The 25,649-nt window shown below is 67.8% G+C and carries 22 protein-coding genes and 5 pseudogenes; 19 read left to right on the top strand and 8 right to left on the bottom strand.

Going from position 1 to position 25,649, the window contains the following annotated elements:
- The 4 genes and pseudogenes from AB0I73_RS34445 to AB0I73_RS34430 form a co-directional block, all read right to left on the bottom strand.
- Positions 1–158, bottom strand: a pseudogene (locus AB0I73_RS34445) (IS30 family transposase); the annotation flags it as partial.
- A 36-nt stretch (positions 159–194) separates the two neighbouring features.
- A pseudogene (locus tag AB0I73_RS34440) lies at positions 195–830 on the bottom strand (IS3 family transposase); the annotation flags it as partial.
- Between the two features lie 14 nt (positions 831–844).
- Positions 845–1,150, bottom strand: coding sequence for a transposase (locus AB0I73_RS34435; RefSeq protein ID WP_363044106.1), 306 nt, complete (start codon positions 1,148–1,150; stop codon positions 845–847).
- 170 nt (positions 1,151–1,320) lie between these two features.
- A complete protein-coding gene (locus AB0I73_RS34430) occupies positions 1,321–1,542 on the bottom strand; it encodes a hypothetical protein (RefSeq protein WP_363044104.1) in 222 nt (73 codons plus the stop codon).
- Between the two features lie 693 nt (positions 1,543–2,235).
- Between AB0I73_RS34430 and AB0I73_RS34425 the strand changes: the two genes are divergently transcribed.
- The 6 genes from AB0I73_RS34425 (at position 2,236) to AB0I73_RS34400 (ending at position 8,728) form a co-directional block, all read left to right on the top strand.
- Positions 2,236–3,471, top strand: coding sequence for an acyltransferase (locus AB0I73_RS34425; RefSeq protein ID WP_363044102.1), 1,236 nt, complete (start codon positions 2,236–2,238; stop codon positions 3,469–3,471).
- Positions 3,472–3,475: 4 nt separating this feature from the next.
- A complete protein-coding gene (locus AB0I73_RS34420) occupies positions 3,476–4,780 on the top strand; it encodes a cytochrome P450 (protein ID WP_363044100.1) in 1,305 nt (434 codons plus the stop codon).
- Entirely contained in the window at positions 4,777–6,054 is a 1,278-nt protein-coding gene (locus tag AB0I73_RS34415) for an extracellular solute-binding protein (protein ID WP_363044098.1), read from the top strand. Before AB0I73_RS34420 ends, AB0I73_RS34415 begins: the two co-directional genes overlap by 4 nt.
- A gap of 947 nt (positions 6,055–7,001) precedes the next feature.
- Positions 7,002–7,349, top strand: coding sequence for a metalloregulator ArsR/SmtB family transcription factor (locus AB0I73_RS34410; protein ID WP_363044096.1), 348 nt, complete (start codon positions 7,002–7,004; stop codon positions 7,347–7,349).
- A complete protein-coding gene (locus AB0I73_RS34405) occupies positions 7,346–7,474 on the top strand; it encodes a hypothetical protein (protein ID WP_363044094.1) in 129 nt (42 codons plus the stop codon). The genes AB0I73_RS34410 and AB0I73_RS34405 overlap by 4 nt, the downstream gene beginning before the upstream one ends.
- A 513-nt stretch (positions 7,475–7,987) precedes the next feature.
- Entirely contained in the window at positions 7,988–8,728 is a 741-nt protein-coding gene (locus AB0I73_RS34400) for a DUF899 domain-containing protein (RefSeq protein ID WP_363044092.1), read from the top strand.
- A gap of 212 nt (positions 8,729–8,940) precedes the next feature.
- On the opposite strand, the pseudogene AB0I73_RS34395 reads toward AB0I73_RS34400, so the two are convergent.
- Positions 8,941–9,094: pseudogene (locus tag AB0I73_RS34395) on the bottom strand (IS5/IS1182 family transposase); the annotation flags it as partial.
- 259 nt (positions 9,095–9,353) lie between these two features.
- On the opposite strand from AB0I73_RS34395, the gene AB0I73_RS34390 reads away from it, so the two are divergent.
- Positions 9,354–10,340: an SMI1/KNR4 family protein gene (locus AB0I73_RS34390; RefSeq protein WP_363044090.1), complete on the top strand. Its 987-nt coding sequence runs from the start codon at positions 9,354–9,356 to the stop codon at positions 10,338–10,340.
- A gap of 43 nt (positions 10,341–10,383) precedes the next feature.
- Here AB0I73_RS34390 and AB0I73_RS34385 read toward each other — a convergent pair whose 3' ends face one another.
- A complete protein-coding gene (locus AB0I73_RS34385; protein ID WP_363044108.1) occupies positions 10,384–10,650 on the bottom strand; it encodes a transposase family protein in 267 nt (88 codons plus the stop codon).
- 58 nt (positions 10,651–10,708) lie between these two features.
- Positions 10,709–12,031, bottom strand: coding sequence for an IS110 family transposase (locus AB0I73_RS34380; RefSeq protein ID WP_363044088.1), 1,323 nt, complete (start codon positions 12,029–12,031; stop codon positions 10,709–10,711).
- Positions 12,032–12,780: 749 nt separating this feature from the next.
- Between AB0I73_RS34380 and AB0I73_RS34375 the strand changes: the two genes are divergently transcribed.
- Positions 12,781–13,815: an IS110 family transposase gene (locus AB0I73_RS34375; RefSeq protein ID WP_363044086.1), complete on the top strand. Its 1,035-nt coding sequence runs from the start codon at positions 12,781–12,783 to the stop codon at positions 13,813–13,815.
- Positions 13,816–14,260: 445 nt separating this feature from the next.
- On the opposite strand, the pseudogene AB0I73_RS34370 reads toward AB0I73_RS34375, so the two are convergent.
- Positions 14,261–14,352, bottom strand: a pseudogene (locus AB0I73_RS34370) (IS5/IS1182 family transposase); the annotation flags it as partial.
- A gap of 473 nt (positions 14,353–14,825) precedes the next feature.
- On the opposite strand from AB0I73_RS34370, the gene AB0I73_RS34365 reads away from it, so the two are divergent.
- The 11 genes and pseudogenes from AB0I73_RS34365 to AB0I73_RS34315 form a co-directional block, all read left to right on the top strand.
- Positions 14,826–16,043, top strand: a complete 1,218-nt coding sequence (locus AB0I73_RS34365) for an acyltransferase (RefSeq protein ID WP_363044084.1) — start codon at positions 14,826–14,828, stop codon at positions 16,041–16,043.
- 104 nt (positions 16,044–16,147) lie between these two features.
- Positions 16,148–17,509 carry an aspartate aminotransferase family protein gene (locus AB0I73_RS34360; protein WP_363044082.1) on the top strand — a complete coding sequence of 454 codons (1,362 nt, stop codon included), beginning with the start codon at positions 16,148–16,150 and terminating at the stop codon, positions 17,507–17,509.
- 48 nt (positions 17,510–17,557) lie between these two features.
- Positions 17,558–19,117 carry a GMC family oxidoreductase N-terminal domain-containing protein gene (locus AB0I73_RS34355; protein ID WP_363044080.1) on the top strand — a complete coding sequence of 520 codons (1,560 nt, stop codon included), beginning with the start codon at positions 17,558–17,560 and terminating at the stop codon, positions 19,115–19,117.
- Between the two features lie 177 nt (positions 19,118–19,294).
- The gene (locus AB0I73_RS34350; RefSeq protein ID WP_363044078.1) at positions 19,295–19,444 is read left to right on the top strand and encodes a hypothetical protein; all 150 of its coding nucleotides are present in this window, start codon (positions 19,295–19,297) and stop codon (positions 19,442–19,444) included.
- Between the two features lie 36 nt (positions 19,445–19,480).
- Positions 19,481–19,762 carry a hypothetical protein gene (locus tag AB0I73_RS34345; RefSeq protein ID WP_363044076.1) on the top strand — a complete coding sequence of 94 codons (282 nt, stop codon included), beginning with the start codon at positions 19,481–19,483 and terminating at the stop codon, positions 19,760–19,762.
- A 122-nt stretch (positions 19,763–19,884) separates the two neighbouring features.
- Complete coding sequence (locus AB0I73_RS34340) at positions 19,885–21,069, top strand: macrolide family glycosyltransferase (protein ID WP_363044074.1); 1,185 nt, start codon at positions 19,885–19,887, stop codon at positions 21,067–21,069.
- A gap of 264 nt (positions 21,070–21,333) precedes the next feature.
- Positions 21,334–22,008, top strand: coding sequence for a hypothetical protein (locus tag AB0I73_RS34335; RefSeq protein WP_363044072.1), 675 nt, complete (start codon positions 21,334–21,336; stop codon positions 22,006–22,008).
- A complete protein-coding gene (gene rfbH / locus AB0I73_RS34330; RefSeq protein ID WP_363044070.1) occupies positions 22,005–23,324 on the top strand; it encodes a lipopolysaccharide biosynthesis protein RfbH in 1,320 nt (439 codons plus the stop codon). Before AB0I73_RS34335 ends, rfbH begins: the two co-directional genes overlap by 4 nt.
- A 134-nt stretch (positions 23,325–23,458) precedes the next feature.
- On the top strand, positions 23,459–23,875 hold the full coding sequence (locus AB0I73_RS34325; protein ID WP_363044068.1) for a hypothetical protein: 417 nt from the start codon (positions 23,459–23,461) through the stop codon (positions 23,873–23,875).
- Between the two features lie 150 nt (positions 23,876–24,025).
- The gene (locus AB0I73_RS34320; protein WP_363044066.1) at positions 24,026–24,469 is read left to right on the top strand and encodes a hypothetical protein; all 444 of its coding nucleotides are present in this window, start codon (positions 24,026–24,028) and stop codon (positions 24,467–24,469) included.
- A gap of 144 nt (positions 24,470–24,613) precedes the next feature.
- Positions 24,614–25,548: pseudogene (locus AB0I73_RS34315) on the top strand (IS3 family transposase); the annotation flags it as partial.
- Positions 25,549–25,649: the final 101 nt, after the last annotated feature.

The following is a 25,649-nucleotide window of genomic DNA, read 5'->3' as shown; positions in this document are numbered from 1 at the left end:
CACCGGGTGCCCACCGCCGGCGCCGCCCCGACGGCGATGGCCGCATCCTCACTGGTCAGTCCCTTGGCGATCTCTTGCCAGAACAGTCTCTCGACCTCCCGCCGAGTCGAGGGCCGTCCCGGCGACTTCATGGGCGACCGCCCCGTCAACTCCGCCATCCAACCCGCTGGTCGTCCCACAACACACCTCTCTGATCAGGGGTGTTGCAACGACTGGTTGAACCTGGGCTCCGAACCGCGGTCCGAGTGCGTGATGCAGCCCTCCTTCAGCACGTCGCGGGCGGCGGCCATCCGCAGGGCGTCGACGACGAGCCCGGCCCGGTGATGGCCAGCCATCGAGTAGCCGATCACTTCGCGTGTGGCCAGATCGATGACCGTGGCCAGATACCACCAGCCGGCCAGCGTAGGCAGGTAGGTGATGTCGGACACCAGCTTCGTGCCGGGCTCGGCAGCGGTGAAATCTCGGCCGACCAGGTCCGGCGACGGCGCCGCCTTGGTGTCGGCCTTCGTCAGACTACGACGCCGGCGTCGCGTGATCCCGCAGATACCGCGCTCCCGCATGATCCGGTCGACCTTCTTCCGGTTGATCGGCCGGCCCTCGCGCCGCAGGACCGCGGTCACCCGCAGGGCACCGTAGGCGCCCCGCGATCCGGCATGGATCCGCCGGATCTCCCCGGCCAGCTCGTCCTCGGCCTCCTGCCGGGCCCCAGCGGCCTCACGGCCCGCAAGGAAGGCGTGGTAGGCCGAGCGGCCCACCTTCAGCACCCGGCACAGCAACGACACGCTGTACCCGCCGGGATTGGCCTCACTGGCCCTCTCCACGTCGATGAACCGGTAGCGCGCGGCTACTTCGTCCTCTGCTGCGCGAAGAAGGCCGTCGCTTTTCCCAGCACCTCGATCGTCTGCTCCTGCTCGCGGACCTTGCGCCGCAGCCTCACGAGTTCCTCACGCTCCGCCGTCGTCAGCGCACCAGCCGGCCCCTCACCCCGGTCGGTCTTCGCCTGCTTCACCCAGCCCCGCAGGCCCTCCGGACTCACGCCCAGGTCCCGGGCGACCTCGGTCACCGTCTTCTCCGAGGACAGCGCCAGCGCGACCGCGTCCCGCTTGAACTCGGCCGTGTACCGCTTGCTCGTATTGCTCTTCTTGCTCACTACCTGGAACTGCTTCCTCCGGGACCTGTCGTCCCAGTATCAGGCTGTCCAGGCCGAGGGTGGAACTTCACTGACTCGACCGCCCGTTTCCGCACACCAGCTGACATCGCGAGGTTCCTCGACCCCGACAAAACCAAGATCAAACCGACGTGTTGATTCCCGGCAGGCCCTTAGCGCGGTTGCGCGGCCTCGAAGCACGTGCGGAGCCCGTCGGGTGTCTCGGTCTTGATCCTGTGACGGGTCGTCATCTTCGACACCGACGAGCGGTGCTTGGCGGCCAGGTCCGCAGCATCGCGGTTCGCATGACCCATTCGAGCCGGTTCGGCGTCGGCCTCGGCCTGCCGGATCCAGCCGCGCAGGGCCTCGTGGTGCACCCCGAGCTCCTCGGCCATGCGGCGGATGACGGGCTTCGGTTTCCGACGCGCGGTACATCCGCACCACACGCTCGCGCAACTCCAGCGGATATTTCCTGGGGGGCAGGCATCGTCTGGGCTCCTCTCACGAGACCCATCTGACCCGCTGTCACCTTTCCCCGCATTCGGGGGAACCCCAACCTTTTGCGCGGTTACGTCGATCCGCCGAAGCAATCACGGAGATGTCGTACGGACCCGGGAGCCGTACGGTTGCCCACAGCAAACCGACCGGCCGGCGCGAAGGAGGTGGGTCGTGAGTGACGGTAAAACGCCCTGCCACACGTGCCGGGACGTCTAGTGCTGTGACCGGAAAGGTTCACCGGCTCGCGACGCCCGGCACGGCACTCCCCCAAGCTCTGCGAGCAGGGGGGATCCCCAGCCGCGTTGTCGCATCACCCGAGTACATCCAGTACGCGGGTGACGCTCCGCCTTGCGATGCACCGCACCGGACGCCGCGAGCTTTCCGGCGAACCTTTCCGGTCACAGCACTAGGTGCGCAAGTTCTTGTCGCTCGGCATGCAGCCTTCGTTCCATTTCACGTGATGCCACGGAAGACCCGCCCGACGTGCTGTCCTACGCCCTCGCCACGGAAGTCCGGCGTATCGACGATTCATCGCGCGGCTGGCTCCTCCAGCCCCGACCCGGGAAACCCAACAAAAGGAGAACGGCTACATGGCGGAGCCTGGGCAAGTCAAAATCGGCTCTCGGAGCACGGATGAGCTGCCGACGAAGCTGGACTCGTTGACGGGGCTGCGGTTTTTCGCCGCCCTTCTGGTGTTCCTTTTCCACACAGGACTGAGCGTCAACCCGATCCATCTCACAGGACCATCGATCAGCCCGTTCGCCGATGATACGGTCGCGTTCTGGTACGGATGGATTTTCAGCACCGGCGGCTTTGTCGGGGTCTCCTTCTTCTTCGTACTCAGTGGATTCGTTCTCGCCTGGTCGTCAAGGCCTGATTCTTCGGCGCGGGCGTTCATCCGCCGCAGAGTGGTAAAGGTCTTCCCTAACCACGTGGTCATGTGGGCGCTGGCGATGCTGCTGTTCGCCGGCGCCGCCACCTGGCAGGTGTGGTTGCCCAACCTGTTCTTGTTGCACTCATGGTTCCCCGACCTCCAGGTCAGTCAGAGCATTAACATGCCGTCCTGGTCGCTCGCCTGCGAACTGCTTTTCTATCTGTGCTTCCCCCTGCTCATCCGGCCAATCTCCCGGATGACCGTGCGCCAGTTGTGGTTTGGGGCGGCAGCGATGGTCGTCGGCCTTGCGTTGTATCAACTGGCCATAGCCACCGTCGTTCCGGGCCAGCCCAATATGGGTTGGGCGGTCTTGTCCAACCTGCAGTACTGGCTCAGTTACCTCTTTCCGGTCGGACGCATATTCGAGTTCGTGTTCGGTGTCTTCCTGGCTCGCATTGTCCTCTCGGGGAAATGGGTCCGGATCAGCCCACTGGCCGCGACCGCAATCATGGTGCTTGGCTACGCCGCCACCCTGTTCGTACCGGTACAGTTCGCGATCAACCTGGTCACACTCGTTCCTATCGGGGTAATGGTGGCCTCGTTCGCCGACGCGGACGTGCGTGGAGCGCGAACCGGGCTGCGGAGCAGACTCCTCGTCTGGTTCGGAAACATCTCCTTCGGTTTCTATATGTGCCAGGCTGTGACGATCTTCTATCTCCGAACCGTGACGGGCAGCGGGAAATTCTCCACACCGGTTGCCGTCCTGGTTCTGCTCGGTCTGTTTGCCGTGACTCTTTTCGGCGGATGGTGCCTGTACCGGTTCGTGGAGATGCCCATGATGCGCCGGTGGAGCCGCAAGCGCACCGCACCGCCTTACGAGCACGGAACCGACTTGAGACCCCGTGCGGTAGGCGAGCATGCGGACATCACACGTTTCGACGGGAGAAGCTGAACGCATGAGTACCTTCAACGAACTCGACGCGATCGACCTCAACGACATCGACGGCTTCTGGGCCAAGCCGACCGAGTACCGACACGCCGCGTTCGATGCGTTGCGCGCTGAACCCAGGCTGCCGTTCTTCCCCGAACCGGAGTTCGGCATGGCGCCGCGTGGTCCCGGCTACTACGCGCTGACGCGGATGGACGACATCCTCCAGGTCAGCCGTGACGCGGCCAGGTTCATCTCCGGCAAGGGAACCGGCAACGTGGTGGACCTACCGCCCGAGATGGTAGCCGAATTCGGTGAGTCGATGATCACGATGGACGGTCCCCGGCACGGCAGACTGCGGCGCATCGTCTCTCGAGCCTTCACCCCCAAGGCGATGAACGCGGTAATGGACAACGTGACTCAGGTGGCCAAGGGCATCATCGATGAGGTGATCGAGCGCGGTGAGTGCGACGCGGTCACCGACATCTCCGCGAAGCTGCCGCTGCGCATCATTTGCGACATGATGGGCGTCCCGGAAAGCCAGCACGAGTTCGTGTTCAAGCAGACCAACTTGTTGCTCGGCCTCTCGGATCCGGATTACGTCGCCGAGCAGGACGATGCCCTGGGCGTGATGTTCAACGCCAGCCAGGCACTGGCCGACCTGATGCACGAGCTGGCCGCGCACCGCGCCGCGAACCCCGCCGACGACCTGATCTCTACACTGTTGAGCGCCGAGATCGATGGCGAGGTACTCACTCCCTCGGAGCTGGCCAGCTTCTTCATCCTGCTCGTCAGCGCCGGGACCGAGACCACCCGCAACGCGATCAGTTGGGGGATCGAGCTCCTCACCACCTTCCCCGAGCAGCGCACGGTCTGGTTGTCCGACCTCGACCGGGTGACCCCGACCGCGGTGGAGGAAATCGTCCGCTGGGCCTCACCGGTGATCTTCCAGCGGCGCACCGTTGCCGAGGACGCCGAGCCGATCGAGCTTGGCGGCCGGCAGTTGGGCCCGGGGGACAAGGTGCTGATGTTCTACTGGGCGGCCAACCGCGATCCGCGCTACTTCGAAAACCCCGAACGCTTCGACGTGCTGCGCTCGCCGAATCCACACATCGGCTACGGCGGGCCGGGGCCGCACTTCTGCCTCGGGGCACACATGGCCCGCTTGGAGCTAAAGGTGATCTTCCGCCAGCTGCTGACCCGAATTCCTGACATTCGCGTCACAGGCGAGCCGGTGCGGCTGAAGTCGTCGTTGGTCAACGGGATCAAGAGCCTGCCGGTGACCTTCACCCCCGGCAGCCCCAGCCGCCGTACAGACCTGGACGCGACGTGATCAAGTTCGGATCCGCAGGCCGTGGTGCCGCGATGGTCGCCGCCGCTCGCGTCGATCCGGCAACCGCTCGTGGTGGGTCGGACCCCCAGGGCGACAGGGTCGAGGTCTTCGCCTGGGCGACCGACGACGATCCCGACAAGGCCGCCGAGAAGGCCGCGGTCGACTCTCTCGAAGAGGCGTTCACAGAAGCATGTCCCGGGCAGGAATTCGTGAATCCCGTCATCGCCGGAGGGGGGCAATCGGACCCGAAACAGGCTCTCCATCCCCGGTTGCGGGAAAATGACCCGCCGGACAGCTTCCAAGTGCATCCTGGCGCGGAACTGATGGACTACATCGACGCCGGACAACTCGCGGATCTTAACGATCAGTTCGCGCAGTGGGGCCTGAGCGAAGTCCTGCCCAAGGGGCTACTCGACGCCATTACCGTGAACGGGAAGATCTACACCGTACCTGTGGGTATCCACCGCCTGATGCTGTGGAGCAACAGGGAGGTACTGGCAACGGCTGGACTCGCCAACCAGCCCGCCACCCTCGGCGAGTTCATCCACGACCTGGACGCGCTCAAGGCCTCGGGCGTCGAGCACCCACTCGCGCTCGGGGCCGACTGGACGCAGCTTGAACTGCTCGAGGGAGTCCTGCTCGCCGAGCTCGGCCCCGAACGGTTCGAGTCGCTGTGGACCGCGAAGGCCGACTGGTCCGGAAGCGACATCACCGGGGCGCTCGACGACTACAAGAAGCTGCTGTCGTACTCGAACCCGGACCGCGACAACCTGCACTGGACCGACGCGGCGAAGCGGCTGAGCGGCGGCGGAGCCGGCTACCTGTTCATGGGCGACTGGGTCGTCGGCGAGTTGGAGAGGGACGGGCTCAGGGATTACTCGTACCAGCCGTTCCCGGGCACCGGTGAGACCTTCCAGTGGCTCGGCGACTCATTCGTCCTGCCCAAGAACGCCCCCAACGCGGCGGGTGCGAACAGCTGGCTGAAGACCGTGGGCAGCGTCGAGGGCCAGAAGGCGTTCAACACCAGGAAGGGGTCCATCCCGGCACGCACCGATGCGAACCCCGCCGACTACCCGCCGTACCAGCAGGCAGCAATCGCGGACTTCAAGCAACTGAGGCTCGTCCCGTCGTGTGCTCACGGCTCGGCGTGCACGCAGGCCGTGGCCGCCGCTGTAATCTCCGCGCTGGGCAGCTTCTCCTCGACGGGCGACATCGCGGACTTGCAGGCCGCCATCGCGGCCGGCGTCGCCACCTACGGGGATCTTCGAAGTTGAGGGGTGTGCTTCTCCACTCGTGCTGACGTGGTGTCGCGGTGTGCGACCGACGCGGTGGTGATCACCCCCTGGACGCAGCATGCCCGTGGGCCTGCTTGATCATTTCTGTGCTCTCCGCAGAAGGATCAGGCAGGAGCCACGGGCTCGGCCAATGGTGCGACGTTGCTGCTCGATCTCGACGGGGTGTCCGTCACTCGGGTCGAGCGGCTGGGCGACGGCAGTTGTCGGGTGCGTCTGGTCACGGCGGATGAGGCGGCACGGGTCTGCCCCACGTCCGGGGTCTTCGCCTCCAGGTGAAGGGGACAGCTGTGACCCGGCCGCGTGATCTCCCTTACGGTGAGGGCGGGTTGCAGTTCTTGTGACACAGCGCCGCTGGTGGTGCCGCGAGGCCAGCTGCCCTCGGCGGTCGTTCACTGAGCAGATCCCGCGGATACCGGCCGGCGCACGGATCACCACCCGGCTACGGGCCGCGGCCGGGCGCCGGTTCCACGGTCGTCCAGGCGCGGGATCAGCGTCTGTCCTGGCCGACCGTGAATCCGCGGCGAGCAGGATGACGGGCAGTCACCTCGTATCGATCATGCACCTGGCAGGGATGAGTACCCCATCCGCTACTCAAGCCCCCGCTACTGCGGCTTCAGGTTGGGACCACCTCAATCTACGCGGGCGTGCGGCAGGTCCGGTGCGGCAGGACAGGGAACCAACGAGGCTCCTGTGTGGACGGGGTGAGACGTCGAACGTCTCCCCCAACCACATGGGAGCCTCGTGCCTTACGGGCACCCCGGCCCTCACCCGACCGGTGGCCACTGCCGGCAGGGCTTACCGAGAATGCGGCACCCGTCAGTTCGCGCACCGTGCCCGTGGACAGGGGTGCCGCAGCTCCTGCGTCCGGGACCGGAAAGCACAACCGGTCGGTTGACGGTACGACAGACAGTGATATCGTCAACTATGTGACTGAGCGTCAGATTGGGATGGATGCGATATTCCATGCCCTGGCCAGCGGAGCGCGCCGGGACATCCTCAGGCGGCTAGCTGATGACGAGCTGACGGTGGGGCAACTGGCCGCACCGTTGCCGATGTCGCTGGCCGCTGCATCGAAGCACGTACAGGTTCTCGAGCGGGCCGGCCTGATCCGTCGTACGGTGGTCGGCCGTCAGCACGTGTGTCGTCTCCAACCGGTTCCACTGGCCTCCGCACTGGCCTGGCTCCGCTTCTACGAGCGCTTCTGGAACGAACGACTCGACGCACTGCAAGCCCTGTTCGAACCCGACGCGACAACAACGGAGGAGCAGAAGTGAGTTCCGGAAACGGCAGTCAACCCCTGGTGCGCATCGCGCGCGAACTGCCCGTGCCCCCGCACCAGGTCCACCAGGCCCGGCTCTCGCCCAAACTGCTCAGCCGTTGGATAGCGCCGGGCAGCTAAGCCGTCACCAAGGCCAAGGTGGACGAGCGCGTCGACGGCCAGTACGGGTGTGGCAGGACGACGACAGCAACCCGGTCGGCGGCTTCGCGTGCGAGATCCTCGAACTGGTCTCTGGCGAGCACATCGTCTGAAAGTGAGGCTGGCCCGGACCGGGACCACGGGCCGATCTGCGATTCCCGGCTCGCCGTCACCTTCGACCCCACCCCTTCCGGCAGCATCACGCTCACCCTGATCCACGAGCGGCTGGACGAACTGGCCGCCGCCATGCCTGAGGCGCCGAGCACGTCAAGCCGGGCTGGGAGGACGTCGTCACCAAGCCGGCCGCCCCGCTGACCGCCGACAACCCGTGGTAACCGGCGCGAGTTCCGCCACGGGGGTCCACTGGTGTCCGCACTGGACGCCAACGCCGCCGATGTCTGGAGATGCCCGAAGTGACGGCGAACACCATCGAAAGCTCCCGGCAGGCCCGGCGGCACGAGCGGCCACGACCCCGAAAGAGCAAAGGAGTAAACGATGGCACTGCCGAAAATTGTTTCGCGGGATGAATGGCTGACCGCCCACAAGGCGTTCTTGACCAGAGAAAAGGAGGCGACCAAGGCCCGGGACGCGCTGAATGCCGCCCGCCGAGAACTTCCCATGGCCGAGGTCGACAAGGAGTACGTCCTCGACGGACCATCGGGCAAGGCGTCGCTGCTCGACCTGTTCAAGGGACGCAGACAGCTCATCGTCTACCACTTCATGTTCCACCCCGACTGGAACGAAGGCTGCCCGGCCTGTTCGTTCCTGGTGGACAACTTCGGTAATTTCGCCCATCTGCACCGGCGCGACACCTCACTTGCCGTGGTGTCGCGGGCGCCGCTGTCCAAGCTGCGGGCCTACCAGGAGCGGATGGGCTGGGATTTCACCTGGTACTCCTCGGAAGGCAGTGACTTCAACTACGACTTCCACGTGACGCTGGACGAGGACAAGGCCCCGGTCTGGTACAACCACAAGGACCGGGAAACGCTGGAGAACGAAGGCCTGACCGGGTTCCACGGCATGGAGGTGCCGGGGGCCAGTGTCTTCCTGCGCGATGGTGACCGCATCTTCCACACCTACTCGACCTATGCCCGCGGCACCGAGGTGTTCGTCACCACGTACCACCTGCTCGACCTCACCGCGCTCGGCCGGCAGGAGGCATGGGAGAAGCCCCGCGACCGTTACACCGATCCGGTGCGGGGGATCCGTCGGCACGACGAATACGAGTCCGAATGAGACTTCCCCGCCGGCGTTCGGCGTCAGGGATTGGTCGACGGCTCGCCGACACCGAGTCGTCGGTCCGCCAGCATCTCACCGGCCACGGCGACGGCCCGCTGGATCAGCCGCTCCGGTAGTCCCGTCCGCTCACCGTGCCGGCGATCCCAGTCCGGCAGCAGGGTTTTCGCCTCCACGGTGACGGGGCTCGTCGGACAACCAACAGCCACGATCACGTAGGCGTGGGCGGTGCCCGACGGCAATACGGAAGCCTTCGGCGATCTGCGGCAGCGACCGGTGCGTGCGCATGTACGCCCGAGCGACCAGGGCACGTCAGTACGGCGGAAATGCGCAGCGGCGATCACCCTCGCGGATGACGAACAGCATCGTGACCCAATCCACGAGGGCGTGCGGCAGGACAGGGAACCAACGGGGCTCCTGTGTGGACGGGGTGAGACGTCGAACGTCTCCCCCAACCACATGGGAGCCTCGTGCCTTACGGGCACCCCGGCCCTCACCCGATCGGTGGCCACTGAGCCTTTTCCAACCTCAGCTTGAGCAGGTCACGTGGCGGGACGGCTGGCCGGAGAGTACGACGCTACCTCGCTGAACTCTGCTGTCGGCGGCGAGTGCTTGACTCGCGGGCATGGACGACGAACAGCTTCTGACCGCCGTGGCCGAAATCCTGTGGCCGGATCTCCGTGACCTGGCCTGCCGCCAGCACGGACATGCGCCAGGCCATGTCTGCCTTCCCGTCTTCGCTCGTGCCGACCTGGGCAACCTCGTCGAGACGCTTTCCGACCGGTACGGCGAGCCATCCGCCGGCGCCGACCGACTGCCGCCACTGCCCTTGTCGGAGCAGGTCGACTGGAGGTACGCCTGGCCGTTCAGCAACCGGTGGGTCGCCTTCGGCCGGACCGGTCAAGGCGAGGATCCCGGCCCCGCCTTGATGATCGCCCTACGCGACACGCCGGTCGCGGAGCAGTTGCCCGCGGAGGCCTCCTGGCTGGAACGGCTCGTCGCCGTGACCGGCTGGGTGCCGAGGACTGCGGGCCAGGTCGACTGGGCGGCAGTCGAGTCCCGCCTGGGAACGCCCCTGCCGAGCGACTACAAGGCGCTCGTCGAGACGTTCGGCGATGGCATGTTCGACGGTTTCCACTGCGTGTTCATGCCGGACGGCCTGATCAAGAGCGCCGAGTCGGCGGCGAGGCTGGGCCAGGCGCCCTGGGAGCCGCATCCGCCGTTCCCGGCCTCGGGCGGGCTGGTGCCCTGGATGAGCAACGAGCACGAGCAGTCGTTCTGCTGGATCACCGAGGGCCCCGACCCCGACCGGTGGCCCGTCTACGTCATCGGAGCCGAACCGGAGGCAGGGGATCGGTTCGACTGCACGGCCACGGAGTACCTGTTCCGGCACCTCACCGACCCGCGGCACCCGATCCCGATGCCGGTGGACTTCCGCGCGCACTGGTTCATGGACTGCTCCGGGACGTGGAGTTGGACGCGGCGAGGGAATAGCGCAGGCAGCACCGTGCCCTTGGTGGAGGCCAATTCGTTCGGCGGCGCGATCCGGGGCGCGGCCTGGCGCCACGTCCTTCGGCTGTCGAGTGTGTCGGAGGCGGGCCGCGAACTGTGAGAGACAACGAGAGAGGGCGGGAGTCAGTGGGCCCTTTCCCTCCTCAGTCCGAGCTGGCCGGATGCAGGGTGAAGACGGCCTGAACCAGGCTGGTGATGCGGGCGGTGGAGCAGCGGAGCTTGCGGAGGAGCCGCCAGGACTTAAGTGCGGCGACGGCCTGTTCCACGAGGGCCCTGATCTTTACGTGAGACCGGTTGGCCGCCCGCTGGCCTGCGGAGAGAGTCTCCCACCGGCCCCAGTAGGGGGTTCGCACGGTGCCCCGGCACCCCGGTGTCCCTTGATGCTGAACGGAAAATCGGGGCTCAGCCAGGCAGGCGGCAGCATCCGTTCCGCGAAGCGGAACGGATGTAGTGGATGGGCGGGTGGCGTCAGGCCGTGGGGGCGAGGGTGACCTGGTGGCCGAGGGCTCGGAGTTGGCGGACGAGGTCGCGGGTCTTGCGGGCGGGGTTGAGATGGCGGTGGTGCCAGTCGGCACCCAGATCCTCGTAGTGCGCCTCGGGGTCCTGGAGGAGGTGCCAGGCGATCACGAGGATGGAGCGGGCGACGGCGACCAGGGCCTTGGCATGGCCACGGCGCTTGACGATGCGCCGGTAGCGGGCGCCGAGGAAGGTGTCGGTGCGGGCGGCGGCGTTGGCCGCTTCGCCGAGGGCGCCCTTGAGCCAGGGGTTGCCCCGCCCTGCCGGGCCGGCGGTGTTCTTGGCCCCGGACTGGATGGTCCGCGGACACAGCTTTGCCCAGGAGACCAGGTGCTCGGGGGTGGGGAAGCGCCCCATGTCCAGGCCGATCTCGGCGAGGATGATCTGTGCCGTTGCCGGACCGACCCCGGGGATAGCATCCAGGCACGCGATCGGGTCCTGCCCGGGCCGCTCGGAGGCGGCCCCGGCACTGCCGTCGTGACCGGACGGGCCGGTCATCTCCTCCACAAGCGCGGTGATGCGCCGGTCGAGGAGCTGGATCTGCCGGGTGAAGTGGTCGACGGTGTCCAGCAGCACGCGCAGCAGATGGCCGTGGTGCTCTTCGAAGTGGCCGGTCAGGGCCTCGATGAGGGCGGGTTCCTTGTTCACCAGGCTGCCTCTGGCCAGGTCTGCCAGGGTGCGGGGGTTGCGTTCGCCTGCGGCCAGAGCGTCCATCATGGCCCGGCCCGAGAGGCCGAAGAGGTCGGAGACCACAGTGGAGAGCTTGATCTGGGCGTCCTCGAGGAGTTTCTCGGCGCGGTGCTTGTGCCGGGTACGGTCCTGGGTGAACGCGGTGCGGGTGCGGGTGAGGTCCCGCAGCTGCCGCACCGGCTTGGGCGGCACGAACGAGGCCCGGACCATGCCGCGTTCGCTGAGTTTGGCGAGCCAGACCGCATCCAGTTTGTCGGTCTTCGGTCGGCCGGGCACGTTCTTCACCTCGCGGGCGTTGACCAGCCAGCACTCGAGGCCCCGGCTCTCCAGGAGGTAGAAGAAGGGTTTCCAGTAGCTGCCGGTCGCTTCCATCACCACCCGCTGGATGCCCTGGCACAGCAGCCGGTCGCCCAGCTCCAAGATCGCTTTGGTGGTCGATGCCACCGTCCAGACCTGCTGTACCCGTCGGCCCTCGATCTTGTCGTGCGGCACCCGTGTGCACACCACCGCCGAAGCCTTGGCGATGTCGATCGCCGCGACCCGGGCGACGGTTCCGTCGTCCTGCTCTTCTCCGGTTTCCTGCACGGCCGTCCTCCCCTTCTGCACCTCTTGGGCGGGGCTGTCCGGGGAGCCGGAGGGGAGTTGGAGAAGCTGAACGGCGTGTTCGAGACGACAGTGTGCGGCCCCTCGGGCGGCTCCCTCACCAGACTCCTATGCGGGCTCAACGGCCCAAGCGTCAAACGGCGTCGGCGGACGGCCCCGTACCCATTTTCACGCCCGCGAGGCGTCACGTCAGGGACACGGACGACTCCTATAGACGTCATGCAGTTGGTGTGAGGTGCTCCCTGGGGAGCTGGGTGAGTGCGCGGTAGACCTCGCGGGCTACGAAGCGTTTGAGACAGCGGATGATGTCCTTCTTGGTCAGCCCTTGCTGGATGCGGCGCGTGACAAGGGCAGCACGCGCACCGGTCAGGACGAACGGACACGACAGTGACGGGGCTTCTCGCGCAAGCTCCTGACTTGTTGAATCGACCCCAGACGCTCGGTCTGCAGCCGTAGCGTCCAGGGTGTCGGTCGGCACGGGCCCGCAGTGCTCCTGACTTGTTGAATCGACCCCAGACGCTCGGTCTGCAGCCGTAGCGTCCAGGGTGTCGGTCGGCACGGGCCCGCAGTGCTCCTTGCCGCCCCCGGGCTGGCTCACTGATAGCGTGCCGCCGCCGGCCGACACCCGCGCGGTGTGGCTCGACAGAGGCATGAAGGTGACACGGTGACTTCAAGTCAGGGTGCCCACCGCACTCCCCTTCCTGTCTCATCGAGTGCGAGGACAGCAGCCTGTGATCCTGATCGGCATCGATCCCCACAAGTCGTCCCACACCGCCGTCGCCGTCAACGCCGCAGGCCACCAGGTGGCCCGGCGCCAGTTCGTCGTCAACGCCGGAACCTTCCGCCAGCTGATGCGCTGGTGCGAGCAGTGGCCCGACCGCCGCTTCGCCGTCGAGGGCGCCCGCGGCCTGGGCCGCTCGCTCGCCCAACAGCTGGCCGCCGCGGGCGAGAACGTCGTCGACGTACCCTCCACCCTGTCGGCCCGGGCCCGGCTGCTGGCCACCGGAGGAGACCGCAAAACCGACGCCAAAGACGCCCTCCACGTCGCCCAGGTCGCCCTCTTCCGCCACGACCTGCGGCCCGTGGTCCAGGAAGACCAGACCACCATCCTGCGGCTGCTGACCGAGCGGCGAGACGACCTGGTCCACGAGCGCACCCGCGTCCTCAACCGGCTCCACGCCGTCCTGCGCGATCTCCTGCCCGGCGGAGCACCCACCGGGCTGTCGGCCGACAAGGCTGCCGCCCTGATGAAGGGCATCCGGCCGGTCACGGCCACCGACAACTGCCGCCGGGACATAGCCCGTGACCTGCTGGCCGACCTGCGCCGCCTGGACCGGCAGGTCAAGGACAACGAAGCCGAAATGCGCGAGGCCGTCGCCGCGACCCGCACGACGCTGACCACCCTGCCGGGCCTGGGCACCGTGCTGGCCGCGAAGGTCATCGGCCATATCGGGGACGTCAGCCGGTTCCCCACCGAGCACCACTTCGCCAGCTACACCGGCAGCGCACCCCTGGACGCCTCCAGCGGCAACAACGTCCGCCACCGGCTCAACACCGGCGGCAACCGCGCGCTGAACTCGGTGCTGCACACCATCGCCGTCTGCCAGATCCGTGACGGCGGACGCGGGCAGGACTACTACCTGCGCAAGATCGGTGAGGGGAAGACGCCTTCGGAGGCCCGCAGGGCCCTGAAACGACGCCTGTCCAACGTGGTCTACCGGATCATGAAACGAGACCGACGGACCCACCTCGCCCAGGCCGCTTGACACACAGAGGCGCTATCAGGTCACGACGCCTTGCCGGCCGCGTGCGGTGGTGCCACCGACCAGCCGACAGATCAAGGGAAAGACACGGCAGTGCCGGTCAATCAGCCCAGGGGTCAGACCCGCCGGTGACACCAACACCAATCATCACTGTCCGCCCAGCACTTGATGCCGGCCTCGGTGAGAGCATCGATGATGCCGTTCTCGCGGGGATGGCGTTCCGTCGGGTGGTGTAGCCGATCAAGGCGCCGGAATCCGCAGGCCGGGGACGGTGGCTCCGCCGGACCGGGCGTTCAACTCGCCTCAGCAGGGCACCTCGTGGACTGCCGCCTCTCCGGAGATCGTCATCTCGACGACGGACGAATTTTCAGCCGACGCCGACACGTCAGGGCCCTCGTACCGGAACGCGCAACGCTTGATCCGCTACACCACGACGCGGGACACGACCCTCGCGGGCCGCGCGGATGTCGTGGACGGCGCCGGGCAGGGCCGGTGAGGCCCTGCCGGGTCGGCGAGGCCCTGCATGTTCATGCCGTGCTTCAACGTCGGTTCGACCAAGGCCCACCGGGTGTCGGACAGGTCGCTGGGGTACGGCCTGCGCTCGTTCACGGCCCAGGGCACGAGGGACCCTCGACCTGCTCGTCGCTCCCGACGGCACGAGTCGGTGGAAGGACGAGGACGAGTTCCGCTGGGCGACCGGCCGTCCGGGCTGTGGTCGGCCGCGGGCCGGTTTCCCTCCGACGGGCCTGGTGCGACGCCCGTGTAGACCCGCCCGGCCCACTCACGCCGGCCGGGGAGACCCTGGGGCCGGCCCCCGGTGTGGCCTCTCCCCGCCGCGTGAGAAAGGCCGGCCGGCGGCCAAAACGCACGTGACAAGATGCGCTCCCTGTCGCGTCTGCGGGATCGTCGGGCTCTGTCCACGTGAGCCGACGCGGAACGCGGCCGACGTCGGATGTGTTCCGGGCGACGCGCCCGCGGACGGACGTGTTCCCACGACACTGGGAGTGATCTGCGTGACTCAAGACTCGATCGACGTGCGCGGGGACACACGCCCGGCGCTGACGAGCCTCCGCTTCGTCGCCGCCCTGCTGGTCTTCGTCAGCCACGCCGCGTTTCTGTCGCCGTTCGCGAACGCCGCCGTCGCGGAGGGCTTCGGGGCCGTCGCCCACAATGCCGGGCACCTCGGGGTGTCGTTCTTCTTCGTGCTCAGCGGCTTCGTCCTCACATGGTCGGCCGGGGCGGGGGACAGCCTGCGCTCCTTCTACCGCCGGCGCTTCGTGAAGATTATCCCGAACCACCTCGTGGTGTTCGCCCCGGCGGTCGGCCTGATGTTCCTGATCGGCGCGGGGATCGGACTTGCCCCCTTCCTGCTCAACCTGTTCCTGCTGCAGGCCTGGGTCTGGGACTTCGAGCTCGCGGCGCAGTCCCCCAACAGCCCGACGTGGTCGCTGGGTGTCGAGGTCTTGTTCTACGCCCTGTTCCCGCTGTTCTACTTGGTGGTGCGGCGGATCCGCCACGACCGGGTGTGGTTCTGGTGGGTGGCCACCGGGCTGCTCGTCCTCGCCATCCCGCTCGTGGTCGGCGCGGTGACCCCGAGCGGCCCGCCCAGCCCGGCCTTCGAGGGCGGCACCTGGGTGCAGCAGAAGGCGCTCCTGTTCTTCCCCATCACCCGGTTGCCCGACTTCCTCATCGGCATGCTCACCGCGCGCCTGGTGCAGGAGCGACGGTTCGTGAAGATCGGTCTCGGGTGGGCGATGGCCCTCACCGCGGTCGTCTACGTCGCCGGGCTGTTCGTGCCGCGCATCTACGCGTTCGCGGGGCTGTGGGCCTTCCCGGTGGCGCTGCTGGTCGGTGCTGCGGCCGCGCGCGACCCGCGCAGGCCGGGTTTGCTGGAGAGCCGTCCCGCCGTCTGGGCCGGCGAGGCCTCGTACGCGTTTTTCCTGGTGCACCTGCCGCTGCTGTTGTTCGTGCTCGCCATGATCGGGGGCCTGCCACCGACCGGTGCGAAGATGGGCACGGTGCCCGGAATCCTCTTCATCCTGGGCATGGCCGTCGTCTCGCTGCTTGTTTCCCGGCTGTTGTTCGTCACCGTCGAGCGGCCCGCGATGCAGCGCTGGGCGCGCTCGCGGCGCACCGGTCCCGACTGGCAGCCCGTCACGGGGGACGGCGGGGACGCCGCGCGGACCGTCGACGGCGACGGGCACGACCGCTCGGGGCGCACCGTGGTGTGACGAACCGCAAGGGGAGAGATGCCCATCGGATGGCCAGACCGGCACCGTGACAGGGCGAGCACCGAGCCACATCGACCCGTTCTCCACCCGGAGGTTCCTTCATCATGGGCACCAACGATTCCCTCAGCGCCGCCGAGCTCGACGACCTGGACCGTCGCCACCTCGTGCGGTCCATGCAACGTGGGTACATCAAGGACCGCGTGATCATCACCCGTGGCCGGGGTGCCACGGTGTGGGACGCCGAGGGCAACGAGTACCTCGACGCCGCCGGCGGCGGGGTCTGGCACTCGCCGATCGGTCACGGCCGCCCGGAGCTCGCCGCGGTCGCCGCGGAGCAGATCCAGCAGATCGAGTTCTTCACGAGCCTGCTCGAGTTCTCGAACGACAAGGCGATCCGGCTCGCGGCCCGGATCGCCGGGCTCGCGCCCGAGGGACTGAACCGCGTGTTCTTCTCCAGCGGTGGCTCCGAGGCCGTCGAGACGGCGATCAAGGCGGCCCGGCTGTTCCACGTCCGCCGTGGTGAGCCCGAGCGGACCTGGGTGCTCTCGCGCCACTACTCGTTCCACGGGGCGACCTACGGCAGCGGCACGGCCACCGGCCTCCCGCAGATGCAGCACGGCGTCGGGCCGAACCTGCCCCACTTCGAGAAGCTGACGCCGCCCTACCCGTACCGGGCCGAGATGTACGGCGGCGCGGGCGTGACCGACTTCTGCGTCGACGAACTCGAGCAGACCATTGAGCGGATCGGGGCGGGCAACATCGCGGCCATGATCGGCGAGCCGGTCATGGCCGGCGGCGGTGTCGTCGCGCCGCCGGAGGACTACTGGCCGCGGATACAGGAGGTCCTCGATCGGCACGGCATCCTGCTCGTGGCCGACGAGGTCGTGACCGCCTTCGGCCGACTTGGCACGTGGTTCGAGTCGCCGCGCCGCGGGATGCGCCCCGACATGATCACGATGGCCAAGGGCATCGCGGGTGGGTACGCCCCGCTCGGCGCGACCGTGATGACCGACGAGATCGCCGACACCATCATCGGCGAGGAGGGGTTCTTCCACGGTTACACGTTCCAGGGTCACCCGGTCGCGTGTGCCCTCGGGCTGGAGACGGTGGAGATCATCGAGCGGGAGGGGCTGCTCGAGCGGGCCCGCGAGATCGAGTCCGAGCTGCGCGAGGGGCTCGCCGGGCTCGCTGGCCTGCCCGTGGTCGGTGACGTGCGGGTCGAGGGCACCCTCGCGGCGGTCGAGCTCGTGTCGGACCGCGAGCACAAGGTGCCGATCGACTGGGGTGTGGGCGAGGCTGTCGCCTTCGAGATCCGTACCCGGCACGGCGTGATCGCGCGCCCGTACGGCCACAACCTGGTGCTCGCTCCGCCGCTCGTGACGAGCAGCGAGGACGTGGCGCGGGCCTGCCGGGCCGTAACCGACGTGGTCACGCGGCTCAGCCCCGACGGCAAGATCGCTCCGTGACCGGCACAGGCCGGCCCGTTGTTGACCCGAACCTTGGAGGAAGTTGAGATGTACGACTACGTCATCGTCGGAGCCGGATCGGCAGGGTGCGTCGTCGCCTCCCGCCTCTCCGAGGACCCCGACGTCCGCGTGTGCCTGCTCGAAGCCGGTGGGCCGGATACTTTGGACACGATCCACATCCCCGCCCTGTTCGGGAACCTGTTCCGCACCCAGGTGGACTGGGACTACGACTCCCACTACGAGGAGCACCTCGACCGGCGTCGGATCCTCCTGCCACGGGGCCGGGTCCTGGGCGGTACGAGCTCGATCAATGCGATGCTCTACGTCCGGGCCAACCCGCTCGACTACGACAGCTGGGGGCAGCCCGGGTGGAGCTACGAGGAACTCCTCCCCTACTTCCGCCGGAGCGAGGACAACGAGCGTGGTGAGTCCTTCCACCACGGTGTCGGCGGGCCCCTGAGCGTCTCCGACGGCCGCTCGCACAACCCGATGATGACGGCCCTGGTCGAGGCGGCTCTCGAGGCCGGACACCCGGCGAACGACGACTTCAACGCCGGGACGCAGGACGGCTTCGGCCCGTTCCAGCTCACCCAGCGCAACGGGCGCCGGTGCAGTGTCGCGGACGCCTACCTGCACCCGGTGCTCGATCGTCCCAACCTCACGGTGATCTCGAACTTCCAGGCCCTGCGCCTGGTGGTGGACGGCACGCGCGTGACCGGGGTGGTGGGCGAGCGATTCGGCGAGGAGCTGACGGTCCGGGCCGAGGCCGAGGTCGTCCTCTCCGCCGGGGCCTACAACACCCCGACCCTGCTGATGTACTCCGGGATCGGTCCCGCCGGGGTGCTCGAAGGCGCGGGCGTCGACGTCCTGATGGACCACCCGTGGGTCGGGCGCAACCTGCAGGACCACCTGTTCGTCCCGCTGATCTACGCGCATGACGAGCCGGTGAGCACGACCGCGGCCGGCGAGGCCGAGATGGCCGAGTTCCTCGAGCACGGCACCGGGCCGTTCACCTCCAACGGGCCCGAGGTCGGCGGCTTCATCCGCACCCGCCCGGACCTCCCCGCCCCGGACGTCTCGTTCTACTGCGGGCCCATGATGTTCCCGGACAGCGGGCTGTCGGTCCCGACCGAGCACGCGATCACCTACGGGCCGGTCATGCTCACCCCCCAGAGCCGCGGCCAGGTGTCGATCATCGGGTCGGACCCGACGACCAAGCCGAAGATCGAGCACAACTACCTGGCCGAGCCGGACGACCGGGTGGTGGCGGTGGAGGGTGTCCGCGCCGCCCTGGAGATCGCCCGCCAGCCGGCTCTCCGTCCCTACACCACGCGCCCCTACCAGGTCCCGGCCTCGGACGACGCGGACGAGATCCTGGCCTTCATCCGCCGCATCTCGCACTCGATCTGGCACGCCGCCGGCAGCGCGGCGATGGGCCGGGTCGTGGACTCGGAGCTGCGGGTCCACGGGCTGGAGGGCCTGCGCATCGCCGACGCCTCAGTGATGCCCACGGTGGGCCGGGGCCCGACGAATGCGTCCGCGATCGTCATCGGCGAGCGGGCCGCCGACCTGATCGGCGGCGCGCGCCCGGCGCAGCGGGCGGCCTGATCGCGGATCGCACCGAGCGCCACCCCGACCGCACGCGGCCCCCGGTGCGGGTCGGCGGGAAGCGCCCACCCCCCGTGAACCGGAGTTCAGGAGAAAAGCGCTAGCGATCGCAGGCCGGACGCTGGACAGGTCCCGATCCGGGAGTCCGGATTGCTTCCGGTACAGCGTGGAGGACACATGTCGGCACCCACCGCCGAGCACCAGAACGCCCTGGACGACCACGGCGAGTTCACCGGTTCCCGGGAGAAGGACGTCCTCGGCGTCCCGCTGTGCCTCGTCGAGGCGTGGTCGCGCAACGACGGCTACGGCGCCTCGCTGCGCTGGTGACTGTACTGCTCACGCGATGGAGAGGGAGGACTCACGATGACCAATCGGGCCGCGGCGCTCGTCGATCAGGCCAAGGACTGGGGTGGCCTCTGTGGCGGTTTCACCACCGGTGACGAGGGCGCCTCGCCAACGGTGCTCCTGCGGACCCACGTGGCGTGGGAGGAGGACGCCGACGTGTTCGCCGACCTATTCGCCGGGGACGGCAGCATGCTGGTGTCCGACAACCAGCTGCGCGGTCGGGAGGCGGTCCGCGCGTGCTCGTCGAGCGCGACGGCGTCTGGAAGCTGCTGTCCCACCGGGGGCCCGATCCAGGGCTGAGCGCCCCGGCTGCCGCGGGCCCGCCGTGCGTGGTGGGCCCGCGGGCACCGTCGAGCTTCCATCAGCGCACACCAACTGTCGCGAACTCACGCATCGACACTTCTAGGCCGGGGGCCACACCCATGCATGTCGCCATCGTTGTCCAACCAGCTCATGGTCACGTCAACCCGATGCTCCCGCTGGTCTCGGAGCTTCTGTCTCGTGGCCACCGCGTCAGCTATGCGACCGGCCCGGAGTGTGTCCCCTCGGTCGCGTCCTCCGGTGCGAGAGTCATCACCCTTCCGACCCGTGTGCCTGCCATGTACTGGCCGGAAGGGGCGACCGACGAACGCGTCGACGGGATGCTGAACGCGCTGTCCACCGGCGTCCGGGAGAGCCTCCCGATCCTCCTGCGAGAGTTCTCGGAGGATCCTCCTGATGTGCTCTGCTACGACCTGACCACTGAAGAGGGGCGTATTCTGTCGAAGCTTCTCGACGTGCCGTCGGCAGCGTTGGTACCTCATTTCGCGTTTCACGAGAACCTCGGGATGCGCGACGCCATTGCGATCGAGGAGGACTGGACTTCCCAGGACCCCGGGTGGCCGTGGCAGCGCTACCACAAGGCGATGAAGGAGATCGCGGCGAGCCATGGCGTGACGTGGCAGGACGACGCCCTCGACGGAAGCTCGGTCGCCGATCTGAACCTCGTCCTGATTCCCAAGGAGTTCCAGTACGAGGCTGACACGTTCGACGAGCGGTTCCATTTCATCGGACCGTTGGAGAACAGTCAGGCGCAGACCGAGAAGTGGACGCCGGCGAACCCTGACACAAATCTTCTCTTCGTCTCGTTCGGCACGCTGTTCAACAACAATCCCCAGTTCTACCGGACCTGCTTCGAAGCGTTCGGCGACCTCGATTGGGAGGTCGCCATGGCCGCGCATAAGCTGGATATCTCCGAACTCGGTCCCATTCCGTCGAACTTCGAGGTGCGTCCGTACTTCCCGCAACTCGACGTCATGCGAAACGCCACGGCGGTCGTGTCGCACACGGGGATTAAAACCCTCATGGACGCGGTGACATGCGGAGTCCCGATGGTGATCGTGCCACCGGTACCGATGTGCAAACTGATCGCGCAGCGTGCTGAGGCCGAGGGCCTGGCACGATGCCTCGACCCCGCCACCCTGGACGCCGAGACGCTGCGTAACGCCGTCGAACAGATCCCACACGACGAGGAGATCCGTCTCGGCGTGAGGCGATACCAGCAGGCCATCGCCGACTGCGGTGGAGCGAGAGCGGGGGTGGACGCACTCGAGGCGTACCTGGGCTGAACCGCGTGGCCGCCGTGGAGCCGTCCCGGACACTGCCGTTTCGGGGCATCCCATCGGCATCGACGACGGAGTGGACGCCAGGAGCGCCGGCCGGGGCTCCACTGGGCCCCGCCGGCACAGCGTGCGACCGCGATCGCATTCGAGAGGCTGCAGCCGTGCAGGGCTGTACGAGTATCGGGGAAGGACTCGTTCACGGCGGCCGGCTCTCGAAGACGCCCGAATCGCTCGCGAAGAAGAAGATCCATGAAGAGGGAGAATCCTGCGGTGTCCTTGGCATTCTGCCGCATCCGCGGTGGCGAGGTTGAAGTGTGCATCGATCTCGGCGACCAGCCGGTGTCCAACGGCTTTCTGACGCCGGAACAGCCCGGCGCCGAGAATTGCTTCCACCTCGCGGTGGGCATGTTCACCTGGTGCACGATGGTCCAACAGCCCAAGGCGGTCCGGCGCGACGACAGGTTCGGTGAGGGCTACCCGTATCGCGTCCGGCATGTCCGCCCGCATGCGCGGTCATTTCGCGCCGACGTAATCTGTTCGGCGAACACGGCCGGCCATATCGCTGACATCGACTCAGTGCCGCGCGGCGTCGACGTGCTGTTGTCCGAGGACGGCGTCCCGGTACTCGAGGACCGGGACCTGGGCGATGTACTCGCGAACAACTACTTCGACCAGGTCTACGACGAAACGGTCGCCAGGGTGGGTCGGCGCCCGGTGGACCGTTCGATCTCCGAGATCCGTGACACCGGGTCGCGCCCCGTACCGGCTTCCCCTTCATTGCCGAGTCGGGAGGGCGAGGTGGAACGCGTGCGCAGGCCAGGAGAGGACAGCCGGACCGCCCACGGTGTTCCCTCGATCCGTCGTCAGACCGGACGATCTCCACGGCCCAGGCGACCTGCGCGCACGGCTGTCTGGCTGCCGACCCGACTGGGAGGAAGTTCATGAGCGACCGCAAGGAGAAACTGCTTGCCGACGTAGCCAAATACCACGCCGATGTCAACACGTCCCGACCGTTCGTTCCGGGGCACACCGAGATCTGGCCCTCGGGTGCGGTGCTGGATGCCTCCGACCGCACCGCGCTGGTCGAGGCCGCTCTCGACATGCGGATCGCTCACGGGCGCTCGGCCCGGGAGTTCGAGTCGGTGTTCGCGCGTCGCATCGGAGTCCGCAAGGCGCTGCTGACCAACTCGGGGTCCTCGGCCAACCTGCTTGCGATCACCGCCCTGACCTCGCCGCTGCTCGGGAAGCGTCGCCTGCGGCCGGGGGACGAGGTCGTCACCGTCGCCGCTGGCTTCCCGACCACGGTGAACCCACTGGTGCAGAACGGCCTGGTTCCGGTGTTCGTCGACGTCGACCTGGAGACTTACAACACGACGGTGGAACGGGTGACCTCAGCCATCGGCCCGCGGACGCGAGCGATCGCACTGGCACACACGCTGGGCAACCCGTTCCCGGTCTCCGAGATCGCGGCGCTGGCCGTCGAGCACGGCCTGTTCCTGCTCGAGGACAACTGCGACGCCGTCGGCTCGCTCTACGACGGTCGGCCAACGGGGACCTTCGGCGACGTCGCCACCACGAGCTTCTACCCCGCGCACCACCTCACGATGGGCGAGGGCGGCTGCGTGCTGACGTCCAGGCCCCTGCTCGCCAAGATCGTGGAGTCGCTTCGGGACTGGGGCCGCGACTGCTGGTGTGCGCCGGGCGCGAACAACACCTGCGGCAAGCGATTCCAGCAGCAGAAGGGAACGCTGCCCACCGGCTATGACCACAAGTACGTCTACTCCCACGTCGGCTTCAACCTGAAGGCCACCGACATCCAGGCCGCGCTCGGTCTCTCCCAGCTCGACAAGCTCGACTCGTTCACAGCGGCCCGGCGGGACAACTGGGCCCGGTTGAGGGCGGCGCTGGAGGGAACGCCATACCTGCTGCTCCCCTCGGCGACCCCGGGCAGCACCCCGAGCTGGTTCGGCTTCGCGCTCACCCTCACCGCGGACGCCCCTTTCAGCCGGTGGGAGCTGATCCAATTCCTCGAGGAACGCAAGATCGGCACCCGCCACCTGTTCGCCGGCAACCTCACTCGGCACCCTGCCTACCGGGATGTGCACTACCGCGTCGTCGGCGACCTCACCAACAGCGACATCATCACCGAGCGCTCCTTCTGGGTCGGGGTCTACCCGGGGCTAAACGACGAGATGATCGACTACATCGCGGCGTCGATCCGGTCCTTCGCCGAGAGCGGAGGCCGAGACGGTGCTCGATGAGAGTTGGCCGACGTATGGGGCCTCTACACGACGTTCTCGGAGCTCGGTGAGTGATTCCACGTGGAGAAGCTCCGACCGCTCCGCTCATCAGCCGAGGGCCGCGAAAGGCGCGGCCGCGACATGAGGAGATCACCATGGGGAAGTACCTGCTGATCATGCACTACCGCGGCGGCCCGGAAGCCCTTCCGGTACCCCCGATGGACCAGTGGGACCCCGATGAGGTGAAGACGCACTTCACCTTCCTCTACCACGTCCAGGAGCTCCTCAAGGAGCGCGGCGAGTACGTCGACGTCCAGGCGCTTCTGCCCGCGCGAACCTGGGTGCGCCATGACGGCCCGGACACCGCTCCGGTCACCACTGAGGGCCCCGAGACCACCGAACTGGTCGCCGGCTGGTACATGGTCGACGTGGAGTCCCATGAGCGCGCGCTCGAGATCGCGGCCTACATCTCCTCGGCTCCCGGACCCGGTGGCGAGCCGCTCTGCGAGTGGATCGACGTCCGGGAGGTCATGCCCTCCCGGACGTCCAGCGACTGCCTGGATGAGCTATGACGGCCCGGACACCGCGACGGTCACCACTGACGGCCCCGAGCCGGCGATCCGGTCGCGGGCTGGTACATGGTCGACGTGGAGAAGCTCCGACCGGCTCCGCTCATCAGCCGAGGGCCGCGAAAGGCGCGGCCGCGACGTGAGGAGATCACCATGCCGAAGTACCTGCTGATCAAGCACTACCGCGGCGGCCCGGAGCCGCACGACGCCGCTGGCTCCCACTCCGCGCCCACCCACGACGCCCCTTCGGTGCCCCCGATGGACCAATGGGCCCCCGAGGACGTGGAGGCGCACATCGCCTTCCTCTACCAGGTGCCGGAGCTTCTCAAGGAGCGCGGCGAGTACGTCGACGTCCAGGCGCTTCTGCCCGCGCGAACCTGGGTGCGCTATGACGGCCCGGACACCGCGACGGTCACCACTGACGAATCCGAGACCAGCGTCCTGGTCGCCGGCTGGTACATGGTCGACGTGGAGTCCCATGAGCGCGCGCTCGAGATCGCGGCCTACGTCTCCTCCGAGCCCGGACCCGGCGGCGAGCCGTTCCGCGAGTGGATCGAAGTCCGGGAGGTCATGCCTTCCCAGACGTCCGACGCCTGACCGGCCTGTCCGGCGAGCCGACGGACCGGGTGGACGAGGGCGAGCTGCGCGTCCTCGTCCACCGGGGACAAATTCCTGTGAGGCTGATCCTTTGGAGTGGACACCCTGACAATGGATCTTGATGGTCCAGGGAGGGATGTCCAGGTGGGACGCAAGTCTCCGTATCTGGAGGAGTTCAGGAAGGACGCCGTCGCGCTCTATCGCGCTGCGGGCGGTAAGCGCACGTATGCGGCGGTGGCTGCTGACCTCGGTATCACCGCGGAGTCGCTGCGGACGTGGGTTCGCAAGGACCAGTCCCAGGCAGCGCCCGAACACCGCGACACCGGCTTGAGCGCGGCGGAGGAACCGGCCAGGCTGCGGGCCGAGAACGCCCGGCTGCTGAAGGCGGAGAAGGAGTGGCAGCTGGAGTGCGAGATCCTTCGCCGGGCAGCCGCCTATGTCGCTCGGGAGGTGAAGTGAGCCCCCACCGCTGGGACTTCATCTCTGACAACCGCGCCGACTTCGGCGTCAAGCGGGTCTGCCGGGTCCTGGGTGTCTCCCGCTCCGGCTGCTACCGGCACCTGGCCACGGCTCAGGCCCGTACTGAGCGCCAGGCCGAGGAGAGACGCACGACAGCTGAAATCCGAGAGATGCACGCCGACCACCACGGTGCCTACGGCGCCCCGCGGGTCCACGCCGGGATGCGGGCGCGGGGATGGAAGGTCAACCGCTGGGGGTGCCCCCGCTCGCGGGGGAGTGTCACGCGTCTGATGCGGGTCAACCACATCGTCGGCCGGCACCTGCGGCGCAAGAAGCGTACGACGATCGCGGACAGGATGGCCCCGCCCGCGCCGGACCTGGTGATGCGCGACGTCACCGCGCAGGCGCTCGACACCAAGTGGTGCGGCGGCATCACCTACCCAGCCGTCGGCTCGACGTGGCTCTGCCTGGCTACCGTCATCGACGTCTGCTCGCGCCGGGTGATCGGCTGGTCCATCGCCGACCACATGCGCATCCAGCTGGTCACCGATGCGATCGAGATGGCCGTGGCCGCCCGCGGCGGCCAGGTTCACGGAGTCGTCTTTCATACGGACAGGGGCGCGCAGCCCGGACTCAACCGGTCGTCGCAACACCGGCCTGTGGGATCAACTGTATCTGCTCGTTGAGGGCCTCGGCCGGGGTCTTCCAGCCGAGGGTCTTG

It is taken from the genome of Streptomyces sp. NPDC050388, from assembly GCF_040655635.1.
GTDB lineage: Bacteria > Actinomycetota > Actinomycetes > Streptomycetales > Streptomycetaceae > Streptomyces.
The sequence above is the reverse complement of the archived record's forward strand: the minus strand, read 5'-3'. Positions and strand labels throughout refer to the sequence as shown.